Below are 15945 nucleotides of genomic sequence, written 5' to 3' on the forward strand. Positions count from 1 at the left end.
CAATAGGCGCTGAAAACTGATTATTTAGCCTCATTTTACTGATCTTGTCCTCGCAGGTCGTGAACTTGTCATGTTTTGGCATTAAAGTCCAGCGGTTGGCCAATCGTCTCTCAGCGAGCAACGAGGAAGCAACGCAGCGGGGGCATCGCTAGCGTGGCGCCCCCTCCAAGCGAAAAACAACGTAGGAGATCTTTATGATAGGCAACTCAGCGCTTATTCTTGCGCTAATCTGCGGACTTATAGCTGTCGGTTATGGCATTTGGGCACGCAGCTGGATTCTTTCCCAGGATGCCGGCAACGCGCGCATGCAGGAAATTGCAGCCGCCATCCAGACCGGCGCCGCCGCTTATCTGGCGCGGCAGTACAAAACCATCGCCACCGTAGGCATCATTCTCGCCATCCTGATCGGCTTCTTTCTGGATGGTAAAACAGCCATCGGCTTTGTGGTGGGTGCCGTGCTGTCAGGCGCGTGCGGCTTTATCGGCATGAACGTCTCAGTGCGTGCCAATGTGCGCACCGCACAGGCCGCTACGCGCGGCATCGGCCCCGCGCTTGACGTTGCATTTCGTGGCGGCGCCATCACCGGGATGCTGGTGGTCGGCTTGGGACTCTTGGGCGTGACCGGTTTTTACTGGTTTTTGGTCGGCAATGGCAACTACACACCTACCAGCAAGCTGGCTGAACTGCTAAACCCGCTGATTGGTTTTGCGTTTGGCTCATCGCTGATCTCCATCTTCGCCCGTCTGGGCGGTGGCATTTTTACCAAGGGCGCCGATGTGGGTGCCGACCTGGTAGGCAAGGTTGAAGCGGGCATTCCCGAAGATGATCCGCGCAACCCGGCTGTGATTGCCGATAACGTCGGCGACAACGTGGGCGACTGCGCGGGGATGGCCGCCGACCTGTTTGAAACGTACGCGGTAACGCTGATTGCCACCATGGTGCTGGGCGCGCTGCTGGTCGCTTCCGCCCCCCTCAACGCGGTGATGTATCCACTCGCTTTGGGGGCAGTCTCCATCGTCGCCTCGATCATTGGGTGCTTCTTCGTGAAGGCATCGCCGGGCATGAAGAACGTAATGCCGGCCTTGTACAAAGGTCTGGCGATTGCAGGCGTCCTGTCGCTGATTGCCTTCTATTTCGTCACGATGTGGCTAATGCCTGACAACGCTATCACTGCAGTCGGCAGCCAGATGAGACTGTTTGGTGCCTGTGCCGTAGGTCTCGTGCTGACCGCCGCACTGGTCTGGGTGACCGAGTACTACACCGGCACGCAATACGCGCCCGTGAAGCATATTGCGCAGGCTTCGACCACCGGCCACGGCACCAACATCATTGCAGGCCTGGGGGTATCCATGCGTTCCACCGCCTGGCCAGTGGTGTTTGTGTGTATTGCCATTCTGGTGTCGTACAACCTGGCCGGCCTGTTTGGCATTGCGATTGCCGCAACTGCCATGTTGAGCATGGCCGGTATTGTGGTGGCGCTGGACGCGTACGGCCCGATCACCGATAACGCTGGCGGCATTGCCGAAATGGCCGATATGCCGCCCGAAGTGCGTGCCGTGACCGATCCCCTGGACGCCGTTGGCAACACCACCAAGGCGGTAACCAAGGGCTACGCAATCGGCTCAGCCGGCCTGGCGGCCCTGGTGCTGTTTGCCGACTACACCCACAAGCTGGAGAGCTACGGCCACGCGATCAGCTTTGATCTGAGCGACCCGATGGTGATCGTAGGCCTCTTTATCGGCGGCCTGATCCCTTACCTGTTTGGTGCCATGGCCATGGAAGCCGTTGGCCGCGCTGCTGGCGCGGTAGTGGTTGAAGTGCGCCGCCAGTTCAAGGAGATCAAGGGCATCATGGAAGGTACCGCGAAGCCCGAGTACGGCCGCGCAGTCGACATGCTGACCACCGCTGCCATCAAGGAAATGATTATTCCTTCACTGCTGCCCGTGGTGGTGCCGATCCTGGTCGGCTTGCTGCTGGGTCCCAAGGCGCTGGGCGGGATGCTGATGGGCACCATCGTGACGGGGCTCTTTGTGGCGATTTCGATGTGTACCGGCGGCGGTGCCTGGGACAACGCCAAAAAGTACATCGAAGACGGCCATCACGGCGGCAAAGGTTCCGAGGCGCACAAAGCGGCCGTGACCGGCGACACCGTGGGCGACCCCTATAAAGACACCGCAGGCCCGGCCATCAATCCGCTCATCAAAATCATCAATATCGTCGCGCTGCTGATCGTGCCGTTAATGATGAAATTTCACGGTGGCTTGGCGCAGGCAGCACCTGTTGCACCTATTGGGGCGCCGACTGGCATCAGCGCGCCGGCTTTCACGCCGATGGCCCCTGCCATGCCGGCACCCGTTCCGACGCAGGCCTCAGACGCAGCGGGGATCACAACACCGTCGTCTGAGGCGGCTGGATCAGCCCCCGCAAGGTAAAGTGTCAGCCGAGGGCTGCGGCCCTCTGAACGCTGCAAAACAGCAGGAGCCCAGCGCGGCTTATCGCTCGCGCCGGCTCCAGAATAACTTTTCAGGGGTTTTCCCCGCCTTCACTGGAACCACATGCTCATTCAATTAACTTATGCCAGCCGCACTTCGCCAAACATCGGCCCAGCAGATATCAAAGACATTTTGCAGAGTTCGCAGCGCAACAACGGTATCTTGGGAGTCACTGGGGCGCTGTGCCTGGCGAACGGCATCTTCTTGCAGCAGTTGGAAGGCGATCGCCAGGCCGTCAACCAGGTTTACCACCGCCTTCTGCGCGATTCCAGGCATACGGACCCCGCAATACTCGATTTCGGTGAAATTTCCTGCCGGCGCTTTGGTGCGTGGAACATGGGTTTAATTTCTGCTGTCCCAGATAACCGCCAACTGTTCCTGAAATACTCGAACACGGCTCACTTCGACCCCTATCTCATGAGCGTGCCGACACTGCGTGCGTTCTTCGATGAGGTGATACAAAGCGTGCGCTGGCTGAGTTGAAGCGGAGAGACGACCGGCGCAGTAATGAACCGCTGTACAGCGCGACAACCCGTTTTTTTTGGGGCTAAGGCAGCGTGAACGTGACCTCAGAAGGCCAATGGAGTAAATTCTCAACTACGTCCTATTCACGATGACAGACAAACCACGCAAAGTTATTCCGTTGGCAGATATGCGTTACGCAAGCCGCATACCGCCTGTTCCTGCCCGGCTGTCAGCGCCCACCGGTTTGCTGAGCGATACCCGAGGGCGACCGCTGCGCGACTTGCGCATCAGCGTGACGGACCGCTGCAACTTCCGCTGCAACTATTGCATGCCGCGCGACGTATTCGACAAGGACTACGCTTTTTTGCCACACAGTTCGCTGCTGAGTTTTGAGGAAATTACTCGGCTCGCGCGTATTTTTGTAGCACACGGGGTCGAAAAAATCAGGCTGACGGGCGGCGAGCCTTTACTGCGCAAGAATTTGGAGGTGCTGATTGAGATGTTGGCTAAACTGCAGACCCCCGAAGGCCGGCCACTGGATATCACGCTGACCACCAATGCCTCCCTGCTCGCCAAGAAGGCACAGTCGCTCAAGGATGCCGGGCTGCAGCGCGTGACCGTGAGCCTTGACGGCCTGGATGACGCGATCTTCCGCCGTATGAACGATGTGGACTTTCCGGTCGCGGAGGTGCTCAAGGGCATTGAAGTCGCACAAAACGTCGGCCTGGCGCCGGTCAAGATCAATATGGTGGTCAAACGCGGCACCAACGACACCGAGATTCTGCCGATGGCGCGGCATTTCCGCCATTCCGGTGCCGTACTGCGCTTTATTGAATACATGGACGTGGGCGCCAGCAACGGCTGGCGCATGGACGAGGTGCTGCCGTCCGCGCAGGTGGTCGAACGCCTTAACGCAGAGTTTCCCCTCACGGTCGTTGATCCAAACTATGCCGGAGAAACCGCTGAGCGCTGGCGTTATGCCGACGGTGCCGGTGAGATCGGGGTAATCAGCAGCGTAACGCAGGCATTCTGTAGCGACTGCAACCGGGCGCGGCTGTCGACTGAAGGCAAGCTTTTTTTGTGCCTGTTTGCCAACCAGGGACATGATTTCAGGGCGCTGTTGCGCGGCGACTATGCCGATGACCAGATCGCTGCCGCAGTGGGCCTCATCTGGCAGGCGCGAGGAGACCGCTATTCGGAACTGCGCGCTGCGCTGCCCGCAGATGCCGGGATTGTCGACGGCGCGCGGCGGGTCGAAATGAGCTACATCGGAGGTTGATTTGGTAACTGTTGATATCCCGGCGCCATTGCATGTCGAATCCATCACTGGCGTCATTCTGGCCGGTGGGCGCGGCTCGCGCATGGGCGGTGTCGACAAGGGTTTGCAAACATTTAATGGCGTCCCGCTAGCTTTGCACACGCTGATGCGGCTGTCGCCCCAGGTGGGCGACATCATGATCAATGCCAATCGCAATTTGGCGGCTTACGAGTCGTTTGGCGTTCCGGTCTGGCCCGACAGCACCGGCCTGGGCGACTATGCCGGGCCGCTGGCCGGATTCATCACGGCCCTGGAACGCTGCGAAACCCCTTACCTTCTCACGGTGCCTTGCGACACTCCGCTGTTTCCGCACGACCTGGTGGCGCGCATGGCAGCAGCGTTTGAGCGAGAAGAAGCCGACTTTGCCGTAGCCGCTGCGCTGGAAGAAGACGGGCAACTGAGGCCACAGCCGGTCTTTTGTTTAATGGGGACGAGTATGCTCGAAAGTTTGCTCCGTTTTACACAGAGCGGAGGCCGCAAGATTGACGCCTGGACCGCGCTCCACAAAACGGTCATCGTGCCATTTGAGCGGCCTGACGACGACGTCCGGGGTTTTTTCAACGCCAACACCTTGGCTGAGCTGCATCAACTGGAATCGCGCCTGCCGTGAAAACACTGAGCCAGATTGCTGCCGAGCTGCAGGGCTACGACCCGCAGGCCATGTCTGCCGACCAGGTATTGGCCTTTTTACATCAACTGGTTTCGCCGGTCGAAGGCGTCGTCGAGCTGCCCTTGTTTGAATCCCTGGGCCGCGTATTGGCAGAAGACTTGATTTCTCCGGTGGATGTGCCCCCGCATGACAACTCGGCCATGGACGGTTATGCGTTTAACGGCTTCCAATTGGCGACAAACCCGGCGCTGGAGTTACACGTGGTGGGTACGGCTCTGGCGGGAAAAGCTTGGCACGGCGGCGACGGGCCGGTCAAGGCGAACCAGTGCGTCAAGATCATGACGGGTGCCATGCTGCCGCAGGGGCTGGATACGGTGGTCCCGCAGGAGTTCGTAAAGCTCAATCAGGTTGGTGATGCCAGCCACATCAGCATCCCGCCCGGCCTGCTGGGCGTCGGGGACAACCGCCGACTGCGCGGCGAAGACCTCACGAAGGGCAAACCGGCGCTACAAAAGGGGGCACTGATAACGCCCGCGCGCCTCGGGCTGGCGGCCTCCCTAGGCCAGAAAACACTGAACACATGGCGCCCGCTGCGGGTGGCCTACTTCTCAACCGGCGACGAAATACTGTCGCTGGGTGAAGCGCCGCGGGAAGGCGCTGTCTATGACAGCAACCGCTACACCATCTTCGGGATGCTGAGCCGCATGGGCTGTCAGATGATCGATATGGGGGTAGTGCGAGACGACCCGATCCTGCTGGAGGCCGCGTTTACCAGCGCGGCCATGCAGGCGGATGCCATCATCACCTCGGGCGGCGTCAGCGTGGGCGAAGCGGACTTCACCAAGGGCATGATGAAAAAACTTGGCGATGTCGCGTTTTGGCGAATTGCCATGCGGCCAGGCCGCCCCATGGCTGTAGGACGAATGCTGCCTCCAAAATCAATCGATAGCGCAGATCATGCGCCTTCGATTAGCACCAATAATCATAGCAATCCGAATGGCGCCATTCTGTTTGGCTTGCCTGGTAATCCGGTCGCGGTGATGGTAACTTTTCTGGCTTTTGTGCGACCTGCGTTGCTGCAAATGATGGGGGCCAGCGGCGTGCCTGCGCCGCTTCTCAAAGCGCGAAGCGCTGAGGCTATCCGCAAGAAGCCGGGCCGCACGGAATACCAGCGCGGCTGGGTATCCACCGCAGCCGACGGCTCCTTGCAAGTCAAAACCACTGGCAACCAAGGTTCGGGCGTACTGCGCTCTATGGTCGAAGCCAACGGCCTGATGGTGCTACACCACGCCCAGGGAAACGTGGCTGAGGGCGAAGAAGTGGACGTGCTGATGTTTGACGGCGCTCTATAAGCCCGAAAAAAAAGCACGGGAAGGCTTCCTCCGGACGACACAGTTCGATTTTCCGAAAAACGCGCTGCGCGCTAGTCAGTGGGTTGGGCCGTCAGGTCGGGAAGGTCCTCGTAACCGAATAGATAAGGCGCCACGCGAAAGCCCATCACCAAGCCTCCGTCCTCTGGTGTCGCACTCAAACGCTCATAATCCTGCGCGGTCAGAGGCTGCATTTTTGCGAAGTCGCGCCTTCGGCTGAAGACATCATTCCGCCATTGATACACCTCGTTAAGCTTTTCCTGGTAGGTGTAATAGTGCCGGTTGTCGTTGTAATAATCGTCAAAGCGATTACGCCCCAAATAGACGGCATTGGAGCCCTCATAACCCGTTTTCTGGTTGGTACGGAGATCCGTATTCAGGAAATAAGCCCAGTCTCCAGGAACAAAGTTCTTCGCAGCGACGCTGTCGATCAGGCGCAGAACCTTGCCTGGTCGCTGAAGCTCAAGCGGGTCGAAATCAGTTTCAAAGTTCCACATTCGGCGAGGCTCAAGGTCGACCAGCGGTTCCTTGTCCGACAACAATCTCCGCTCCACGGTGCGTGCGGTGGCCGGGTCGCGCTTCACCCGACGGTAGTAGTCCAGGGTGCCCTGGGCAAACACCACCTTGCTAGCGGCATAGCAGCCCATTTTGTACTTCCCCTGCTGAAAAAACATGTCGTTCAGAGCTTCATGCAAAGGCACGTCAGGCGTGGGCGTTCCGCTGCGCCAGTAGCGGACATTCCACTCGGCAGGACCTCCTTCAGGCCACCCCCACTCCAGCAGTTCCGTCCAGAGCACGGTGTTCTGGCGAACACCGACATGATCAATCAGCGCCTTCACCTCACAGGCCTTTCCCTTGAACTTCGTAAGGCGGCCGGGATGCAGCAGCGCCAAAAGAACTTCCTTTTTGGAAACCGTCGTGACTCGGCGCATCTTATGGTTTTTCGCAGGCAAAAGAACGACCTCGTCCTGGATCGACAGCTCCGGCCGAAGCCCTAACGACAAGGTGCTGGTGCCCTCTTTTGATCCCAACAAAGAATAGGTGACGGTCCCTTGCGCTCTGTCGAAGGTTTCCTGAATCAGGTCCGCCGGCATACCGAGCTGTTGAAGGTAGCGCGACATGTCCTGGCTCACATGGTCCAGTTGAGACGGCAAACATGAGAACTGCACGCCGTAGGCTTCGGTGCTCGGTGCCGCTTGAGGCGGTGTCGAAGCCTCGCAAACAACGCCCAGAAAAGTCAGCATCAGGGAAAGTGCAGCGGCGCCCATTCGAATCGAACTGAGGCCAGGATACCGGTTACTGGGCCCCATACTCCGAATGCTCTTGCGGCTGACCCGGCTGATCTTTGGCGACAGCCTTGTTGGCGCCCGGTATGGCCTTGCGGGCAAACAGGGTGTACATGGTGGGCACTACGAACACGGTCAGCAATGTTCCCAAAGACATGCCGCCCACAATGACCCAGCCGATCTGGGTGCGGCTTTCAGCACCGGCGCCATGCGCCAGCGCCAACGGCAACGCGCCCAGCACCATTGCACCCGTCGTCATCATGATGGGACGCAGGCGCTGGGACGACGCTTTCACCAGTGCATCAATCATTTCCATGCCTTGTGCGCGCAACTGGTTGGTGAACTCCACGATCAGAATGCCGTGTTTGGTAATCAGGCCCAACAGCGTGATTAGCCCGATCTGTGAGTAGACGTTCAGTGAACCTCCGCTCCATTTGAGTGCCAGCAGCGCCCCGATCATCGACAGCGGCACTGACAGCATGATCACCAATGGGTCGATAAAACTTTCGAATTGCGCGGCCAGCACGAGGAAAATAAACAGCAGCGCCAGCACAAAGACAATGGCCAATGCACCCTGCGAGTTCTTGAACTCGCGTGACGTGCCGTTCAGGTCGGTGCTGTAACCGGGCTTCAGTACCTTGGCTGCCGTCTGATTCACGAACGTGAGCGCTTCACCTAGTGAATAGTCTCCGGCCAGGCTGGCTGTAATCGACACCGAGCGGCGCTGCCCGAAGTGATTGAGTTCACGCGGCGACACACTTTCATGCACTTTGACCAGCGCGGACAGCGGGATCACGGCGTCGTTCCGGCCCCGCACGTAAATGCGGTCGATATCCTCGGGCGTGGTACGTCCGCTTGGCTCGGTTTGCACGATCACGTCGTATTGCTCGGCGTCACGCTTGTAGCGGGTCACATTGCTGCCACCGAGCAGGGTTTCAACCGCCCTGGCGACCGCTTCAACACTGACGCCGAGATCGGCGGCCTTGTCGCGCTCAACCTCAATGCGCAACTCGGGTTTATTCAGTCGCAGGTCCACATCCGGCGACACAATGCCGGGATTTTTGGCAATTTCTTCCAGCATCTGGTTCACGGCGGTATTGAGGTTCTGGTAACTGTCCGAAGTCTGGATCACAAAATTAAGCGGTCGCTCGCGAAAGCCCTGGCCCAACGAAGGCGGCGTGATCGGAAAGGCCGTCACCCCGGGCAGCGCGTTGAACTTGGGTTGCAACTCACGCGCAATCTCCAGCGTGGAACGTTTGCGGTCGTCCCAGTCAACGGTTCGGTACACCACCGTGGCCTGCGCCACCGTCGGATTGCCCACGTTGGCGAAAATACGATCGAACTCCTTGTACGGCTGGCCGATTTTCTCCAGTGCCTGCGCATAGCGATTGGTGTAGTCCAGCGTGGCGCCGTCTGGTGCATTGACGTTGGCCAAAATCACGCCACGGTCTTCGATCGGCGAAAGCTCCTGCTTCATGGTGGGAAAAATTAGCGCAATCGCCAGCGCACTGAAGAGCATGACGCCAATGACGATCCAGCGCGCCTGAAGGAAAGCTCCTTTTACGCGCTGGCTGACGCTTCGCCCTCCAGCTGGCGGCTGGTAACGCGTTGTGACGACCCAGCGCAAGGCGGCACCGTAGCGGTCGGCCATGGACGTCAGCAGCCGCTCCATGGAGCGGTCAAAGCGGTTGGGTTTGGGGTTGTGCCGAAGCAGTTGCGTGCACATCATCGGGGTCAGCGTCAAGGCCACAAATCCCGATACCACTACGGCGCCCGCCAGCGCCAGCGCAAACTCGACAAACAGACGCCCCGTGCGCCCCGGCGTGAAGGCCAGCGGCGCATACACAGCGACCAGTGTGGCCGTCATGGTGACCACCGCGAAGCCGATTTCGCGGGCGCCCTTGATACCTGCAGAAAAAGGATCCATGCCCTCTTCAATGTGTCTGAAGATGTTTTCCAGCATCACGATGGCGTCATCCACCACCAGACCGATCGCCAGCACGAGCGCCAGCAGCGTGAGTGTGTTGATGCTGAAACCGGCGAGTGCCATCAGGGCAAACGTGCCGACAAGGCTCACGGGAATAGTGATGATGGGAATGATAGAGGCACGCAGGGTGCGCAAAAATACAAAAATCACCAAGGCGACCAGGCCGATCGCTTCCACGATGGTGGTGTAAACATTTTTGATCGAGCGGTCAATGAATACCGAGTTGTCGTTGGCAATATCAATCAGCAGGCCCGGCGGCAGGTCCGCTCTCAGTTTGGGAATGACTGCCCGCACGCCGGTCGACAAATCCAGCGGGTTGGCCGTGGCCTGGCGAATCACGCCGACGCCAACCGCAGGGCGACCGTTCAGCCTGACCGCCGTGCGTTCGTCAGCCGGCCCCTCTTCGACCCGAGCCACATCGCGAAGCTTGATTGAAAATCCGTTGATGTTCTTGATAACGATGTTGCCGAACTGAACCGGTTCGAGCAAATCGGTCTGCGACGTAACGCTGAATTCACGCTGCTTTGATTCAATGCGGCCAGCCGGCAGTTCCAGGTTGCTGCGCCGAATCGCGTCTTCAACATCCTGCGAGGTCAGCCGATACGACGCAAGTTTGTCGGTATCCAGCCAAACCCGCATGGCGTACTTGCGTTCCCCAAAAATGCGGACATCGGCCACGCCGGTCACGGTCTGAAGTCGGGGCTTCACGATGCGGGTCACCAGGTCGTTGATTTGAAGCGGTGTCATCGATTCGCTGGAGAATGCGAGCTGAATGACAGGAAACGCATCCGCCTCGACCTTGGCGATCACCGGCTCGTCAATCGCTTGGGGCAGCTTGTTGCGAACACGTGACGTCCGGTCGCGCACTTCAGCCGCGGCGGAGTCGGCGTCTTTTTCCAGCCGGAAGCGCACACTGATCTGTGCCTGCTCCGCGCGGCTGATCGAGGTAATCACATCGACCGCATCAATGCCCGCAATAGAGTCTTCGAGCGGCTTGGTGACCTGCGACTCGATCACCTCGGCAGAGGCCCCGGCATACCGGACGCTGACGGTCACCACCGGTTCGTCAATCTTGGGGTATTCACGCACCGAGAGACGGTTAAAACTCACCGCCCCGATAAGCACGATGAGCAGCGACAGCACCGTGGCAAACACCGGACGGCGGATGGAGACTTCAGCGAGTTGCATAAGGGGTCGTTGCGTCAATCACTTGCGTCAGACAGGTTCTTGCTCAGGCTGGATCGCGCGATGCCGGCTTATGGGGCGCAACCTGGGGATTACGGGTAGTGGCCTTGGCCAATGGCGAATCAGAGGTCGGAACGTCACAAGGGTTTGCTCCCACCAACGCCGTCGGAACCGCTGCCGCCTTGGCAAGCGAGCGGCCAACCAGAGGCGCAGCAAGAGCCGCCCGGGGGCTCCCCAAATCCACCACCTTAACCACTGTGCCGTCTCGCTGTGCCCGCTGTTGGCCGGTTGTCACCACGGTATCACCCGGCTCCAAGCCTTCGACAATTTCCACCTTGCCGAGACTACGCAGTCCGACTTGGACGGCAACGCGCTGGGTTGTTTTGGTCTGCTCGTTCTGCCCACTCAGCAGCTTGACGACAAACTGCTTGTCGCCTTGCGGCACGATGGCTTCTTCAGGAATCACTCGTGCGTTATCGCGTACGCCGAAGACGACGTTAACCCGTGCAAACATACCGGGTCGCAATTGCAACTCGCGGTTGTCAATACAAGCCCGTACACCAACGGAGCGCCCATTGGCATCGATCAGCGGGTCTATCGCTTGAATTTTCGCGCTGTAGTGACGACCGGGTAGCGCGTCCATGTCGAGTTCGGCAATCTGCCCGCGCCTGACCTTGGTTTGGTAACGCTCCGGCAACCTGAAATCTACAAAAATCGCTTTGATGTCTTCGATATTGACAATGTCGGCACCGTCTTTCAGGTAGTCACCCACATTCACCTGCCGAATACCCACGATGCCGTCGAACGGCGCGACGATTTTCAGACGCGCAGCGGTCGCCTTGGACAGCGACAGCTTGGCCTGCGCCACCTGCAGATTGGCGGCACTTTCATCGAGGGAGCGCCGGCTGATGAAGTTTTGCGCCACCAGCTCCTGATTGCGTTTCTGGTTGGCCAAGGCAATCGACAGTTCAGCTTGACTTTGCTGCACTTGTGCCAACGGTAGCTGATCATCAAACTGCACCAGCACCTGCCCTTTGCGCACGGGCTGGCCGTCTGTGAAATTAAGCTGGGTAATGCGCCCGCTAACTTCGGGGCGCAGCACGACGCCTCGGCGAGAACGCAGACTCCCCACCGCTTGGGTGTCGTCTGAAAGACGGACCACTTCGACCCGGCCAACCTCCACCGTTGGCGCTTGGCCGTTTGAGCTCTTCATGCCCAGCCCCTGCGCTGGTATGGCCGCCGATGCTGCCTGCGCAGCGGAGGCATTGACCTTGGGTTTCTGATACCACCATGCAGCGCCCGAAGCGGCTGTAATGCTCACAACAGCGACCAGGATGTAAATTGCTTTTGATGCCATGAAGGAAGGAGAAAGAAGTAACTTTTTAATAACGAGTCAGTCGTCCACTTTAGCAGGCCGTCCGGAGGCGCATAGCGTTTCAGAGTCGACTGAAGGCGTCCTGAATCACCTTTACATCGGCTTTACCCCGCCTTACCAGCCGGCCCCAAAAAAGACCCACAACGAGCGCGTTTTTCGACCCCTTCAGAGTCGGCCCAATGCGCGTTCCACCCCTTTGTTAGCCAGGCCATCGGCGCGTTCGTTGCCCGGATCGCCGTTGTGGCCCTTGACCCAGCGCCAGTCGATACGGTGTCCGCTTGAGATCACAAGCGCGTCCAGCCGCTGCCACAAATCGACGTTTTTGACCGGCGCCTTGGACGCCGTGCGCCAACCGCGGGCTTTCCAGCCCTGGATCCACTCCGTGATCCCCTTGCGAACGTACTGGCTGTCCAGGTACAGCGTGACGCTGCACGGCCGTTTGAGCGCCGCCAGTGCCTCTATGACGGCCGTCATTTCCATGCGGTTGTTGGTGGTACCCAACTCACCGCCAAACAGTTCTTTCTCGGTGTCCCCCGTGGCCAGCAGCGCGCCCCAGCCGCCAGGTCCAGGATTGCCCTTGCAAGCACCATCGGTGTGAATCACCACGTGTTGTTGTGTTGTGCTTTGCTTTAAGTCGGTCATGCGTTGTTTTAAATTTCAGAGAGATCGCCGAAGGGCTAAAAAAGATCAAGGTGAGGCGCTGCCGGGCTTGCCAGCGCTTTGTTGGCCACTGCGGTTGGTGCGGCGGTTGGGACCGGGCGCGTCTTCCAGGCAGGTTCCAGCAGATGGACACCGTGAACGCGCTTGACCGCCACCAGAAAGTAGACGGCTCCAAAAATCGGCCACCAGCGTGCTCCAGCGGAATCCATCCAGTTGAAACGATCGAGCCATTTCTGCCGGCTTAGCGCGGGACGATAGCAGCCGAAGCGCCCTGACTCTACCTCAAAGTTAAGCAGCCTCAACCAGTCGCGCAGGCGCCAATAGCCAATGAACTCGCCGGTCTTGGGTAGGAAAAGCTTGTCGTATCCCAAGCGCTGGTAAAAATGACCACGTCGCTGGCGCAATCCCCACAGACTTGCCGGGTTGAGCCCGCTAATGACCACACGCCCTTCGGGAACCAGTACGCGCGCGACCTCCCGCAAGGTAGCATGCGGATCACCGCCAAGCTCCAGCGTATGCGGCAGCACCACCAAATCGAGACTGCTTTCGGGATAAGGCAGCGCCCCGGAATCGGTGAGCAAGGCGGCACGCCGGGAACTTACAACCTTAGGGGCGGTCCCATGGATAATCGATTTTTGCGAGGGAGAAACCATCGACTCGGACGGCGTGGATGTCAGCGCCAACCACTTATGTGGCATTCGGTTGGCTTGCAGGGCATCCAGTTCGGGCAGACCAAGCTGCAAGGCGTAGTATCCGAAAATATCACTTACGGCCTGGTCAAACTGCGTGCCTTCCCAACCGAGTAAATAAGCCCCTGGCGGGGTCTTCAGCCAGTCTGTCAAATCTATAATTTCAGAGTTCATCGAGACCACTGCATGTATTTAATTCCCATTTCTGCTTTTGCCGACAACTACCTCTGGTTGTTGCATGATGGCAAGCGCGCCCTCGTCGTCGACCCCGGTGATGCCGCGCCGGTACTGCAGGCACTCGAGCAGCATGCGTTGCAGCTGGATTCGATTTTAGTCACGCACCACCATCAGGACCACACGGGCGGGGTAGAGGCCCTGCGCAAAGCGTGTGGCGCCAAAGTTTACGGCCCAGCCACCGAGCAAATCCCGCAGCCTTTCACCCCCCTCCACGACGGTGACACGGTGCACACCTTGGGGCTGGATTTCCATATCCTGGAAGTACCTGGCCACACCGCGGGACACATCGCTTTTTACACCCCTTTTTGCAACTTCGACGGGAGCATCAAGCCGCTGTTATTTTGCGGTGATACACTTTTTTCAGGCGGCTGCGGTCGCCTGTTCGAAGGCACCCCGACGCAAATGCTGAGCTCGCTTGACAAGCTGGCCGCCCTACCCGGCGATACGGTCGTTTGTTGCGCTCATGAATACACGCTGAGCAACCTGCGTTTTGCACTGGCCGTAGAGCCCGGCAACGCCGACTTGGCGGCCTACCAGGCCCGCTGCGTCCACTTGCGTGAGGAAGGCCGGCCGACCTTGCCGACGTCAATAGCGCAGGAGCTGCTTATTAACCCATTTCTACGGACCCGACAGCCCTCGGTCGCGGCAGCTGCCCGCCGCTTTGATCCTTCGGTCCATGACGACAACACCGTATTTGCCGCCGTCAGGCAGTGGAAAAATCAATTTAAATGACGCCTCATCACCGACTCGCTGCTGCCTTCAGGTCATTCACCCTCGTCAACTCTCGTCTTGCTTTGCCGGCACTCGCTGTCGCGATGGGGGTGCTGGCAGGGTGCGCCACCCAGCCGGGCATGCCGGGTGATCCCGTACTCACGACCGGATCGAACTCGGGCCTTAAGCCGATAATTTCAAGTGCTCCGCTGCGAACCATTACGCCGGGCAAGATCGGCTCGTACCAGATTACATCGGCCGAAGCGCCGAAAGAATTATGGGACCGCATTCGCCGCGGCTTTGCCATGCCCGACCTGCAAAACGAATTGGTCACTGAGCGCGAGCAGTGGTATGCAAGTCGGCCGGACTACACCTTGCGGATGACCGAGCGCTCCAGCAAGTATTTATTTCACATTGTTGAGGAGCTTGAGCGCCGCCAGATGCCCACGGAACTGGCGCTGCTTCCCTTTATCGAAAGCGCCTTCAACCCGCAAGCCGTTTCCAGTGCCAAGGCGGCTGGTATGTGGCAATTCATGCCGGCTACCGGCAAATACTTCGACTTGAAGCAAAACGCTTTCCGCGATGACCGCCGCGATGTACTGGCGTCCACCCGCGCGGCGCTGGACTATCTACAAAAACTTTACGGGATGTTCGGTGACTGGCACCTCGCATTGGCAGCCTACAACTGGGGCGAAGGCAGCGTCAGCCGCGCCATCGCAAAGAACCTTAAAGCCGGCTTGGGTACGGGTTACAACGACCTGGACATGCCCGCGGAAACCCGGCTTTATGTGCCAAAACTGCAGGCGGTGAAAAACATTGTCGCGAACCCGCAAGCCTTTAGCACCGAACTGCCGTTGATTGAAAACCACCCTTACTTCCAGCAGGTGCTGATCACGCGCGACATTGATGTGGCCCTGGCAGCGCGGTTAGCGGGCGTCAAGATTGAAGACTTCCGAGCACTCAATCCGTCGGCCCGTCGCCCCGTCATCATTGCCGCCGGGACGCCGCAAATTCTGCTGCCCTGGGATACCGCAACGGTATTTCAACGCAACTTTGATGCTTACAGTCAGGGGCAATATGCCAGCTGGACCGCCTGGACCGCCCCGGGTACCATGAATCCGGCGGAAGCGGCACGGCTCACCGGCATGAGTGAAGCCGACCTGCGCAGCGTGAACAACATTCCGCCGCGCATGCTGATAAAAGCAGGTTCTACCCTGCTGGTGCCACGCTCGGCCAACGTGGAAAACGATGTGACCGGCCATGTCGCTGACAACGCCCAAGTTTTACTGGCACCCGAAATCGTCACACGGCGTACCACCGTCAAGGCTCGCAAGGGCGAATCGGTTCCCAGCATCGCGAAACGCTACGGTTTAAGCACTTCCAGCGTCGCTGAATGGAACAATGTCGGCACCTCTGCAGCTTTCAAACTGGGTCATCAAGTGGTGGTATTTCTTCCGGTCAAGCGGGTCGCTTATTCTGCAAGTCACAGCAAGGTCAAGGCGGTGAAACGCAGCACCACACGAGCGATTGTGAAATCCAAGAAGCACCGATGACCCCTCT

General features: G+C 58.9%; 12 protein-coding genes. 7 read left to right on the forward strand and 5 right to left on the reverse strand.

Translation table 11 applies throughout. From position 1 onward, the window contains the following. The first annotated feature begins 194 nt into the window (after positions 1 to 194). The 5 genes from HHJ16_RS09190 (at position 195) to glp (ending at position 6237) form a co-directional block, all read left to right on the forward strand. A complete protein-coding gene (locus tag HHJ16_RS09190) occupies positions 195 to 2432 on the forward strand; it encodes a sodium-translocating pyrophosphatase (RefSeq protein ID WP_293642319.1) in 2238 nt (745 codons plus the stop codon). A gap of 123 nt (positions 2433 to 2555) precedes the next feature. After that, entirely contained in the window at positions 2556 to 2975 is a 420-nt protein-coding gene (locus tag HHJ16_RS09195) for a BLUF domain-containing protein (protein ID WP_293642320.1), read from the forward strand. A 130-nt stretch (positions 2976 to 3105) separates the two neighbouring features. Further along, the gene (gene moaA, locus HHJ16_RS09200; protein ID WP_293642321.1) at positions 3106 to 4236 is read left to right on the forward strand and encodes a GTP 3',8-cyclase MoaA; all 1131 of its coding nucleotides are present in this window, start codon (positions 3106 to 3108) and stop codon (positions 4234 to 4236) included. A 1-nt stretch (position 4237) separates the two neighbouring features. Then, positions 4238 to 4885, forward strand: a complete 648-nt coding sequence (gene mobA, locus HHJ16_RS09205; protein ID WP_293642322.1) for a molybdenum cofactor guanylyltransferase MobA — start codon at positions 4238 to 4240, stop codon at positions 4883 to 4885. Further along, entirely contained in the window at positions 4882 to 6237 is a 1356-nt protein-coding gene (gene glp / locus HHJ16_RS09210; RefSeq protein WP_293642323.1) for a gephyrin-like molybdotransferase Glp, read from the forward strand. Before mobA ends, glp begins: the two co-directional genes overlap by 4 nt. Positions 6238 to 6308: 71 nt before the next feature. Here the strand turns inward: glp and HHJ16_RS09215 are convergent, their stop codons facing one another. The 5 genes from HHJ16_RS09215 to HHJ16_RS09235 all read right to left on the reverse strand — a co-directional run bounded on the left by HHJ16_RS09215 (position 6309) and on the right by HHJ16_RS09235 (position 13611). Beyond that, complete coding sequence (locus HHJ16_RS09215; RefSeq protein WP_293642324.1) at positions 6309 to 7523, reverse strand: hypothetical protein; 1215 nt, start codon at positions 7521 to 7523, stop codon at positions 6309 to 6311. 28 nt (positions 7524 to 7551) lie between these two features. Continuing rightward, positions 7552 to 10716, reverse strand: coding sequence for an efflux RND transporter permease subunit (locus tag HHJ16_RS09220; protein WP_293642325.1), 3165 nt, complete (start codon positions 10714 to 10716; stop codon positions 7552 to 7554). Between the two features lie 43 nt (positions 10717 to 10759). Then, positions 10760 to 12070, reverse strand: a complete 1311-nt coding sequence (locus HHJ16_RS09225) for an efflux RND transporter periplasmic adaptor subunit (RefSeq protein WP_293642326.1) — start codon at positions 12068 to 12070, stop codon at positions 10760 to 10762. 183 nt (positions 12071 to 12253) lie between these two features. After that, the gene (gene rnhA, locus HHJ16_RS09230) at positions 12254 to 12730 is read right to left on the reverse strand and encodes a ribonuclease HI (protein WP_293642327.1); all 477 of its coding nucleotides are present in this window, start codon (positions 12728 to 12730) and stop codon (positions 12254 to 12256) included. A gap of 35 nt (positions 12731 to 12765) precedes the next feature. Beyond that, complete coding sequence (locus HHJ16_RS09235) at positions 12766 to 13611, reverse strand: methyltransferase domain-containing protein (RefSeq protein ID WP_293642328.1); 846 nt, start codon at positions 13609 to 13611, stop codon at positions 12766 to 12768. Positions 13612 to 13623: 12 nt separating this feature from the next. On the opposite strand from HHJ16_RS09235, the gene gloB reads away from it, so the two are divergent. Together gloB and HHJ16_RS09245 are read left to right on the forward strand one after the other, a co-directional pair. Further along, positions 13624 to 14406, forward strand: coding sequence for a hydroxyacylglutathione hydrolase (gene gloB, locus HHJ16_RS09240; protein ID WP_293642329.1), 783 nt, complete (start codon positions 13624 to 13626; stop codon positions 14404 to 14406). Next, positions 14403 to 15938, forward strand: coding sequence for a transglycosylase SLT domain-containing protein (locus HHJ16_RS09245; RefSeq protein ID WP_293642330.1), 1536 nt, complete (start codon positions 14403 to 14405; stop codon positions 15936 to 15938). Before gloB ends, HHJ16_RS09245 begins: the two co-directional genes overlap by 4 nt. The last annotated feature ends 7 nt before the right edge of the window (positions 15939 to 15945 follow it).

It is taken from the genome of Polaromonas sp., assembly GCF_012927485.1.
In the GTDB taxonomy this organism is placed as follows: domain Bacteria; phylum Pseudomonadota; class Gammaproteobacteria; order Burkholderiales; family Burkholderiaceae_C; genus Polaromonas.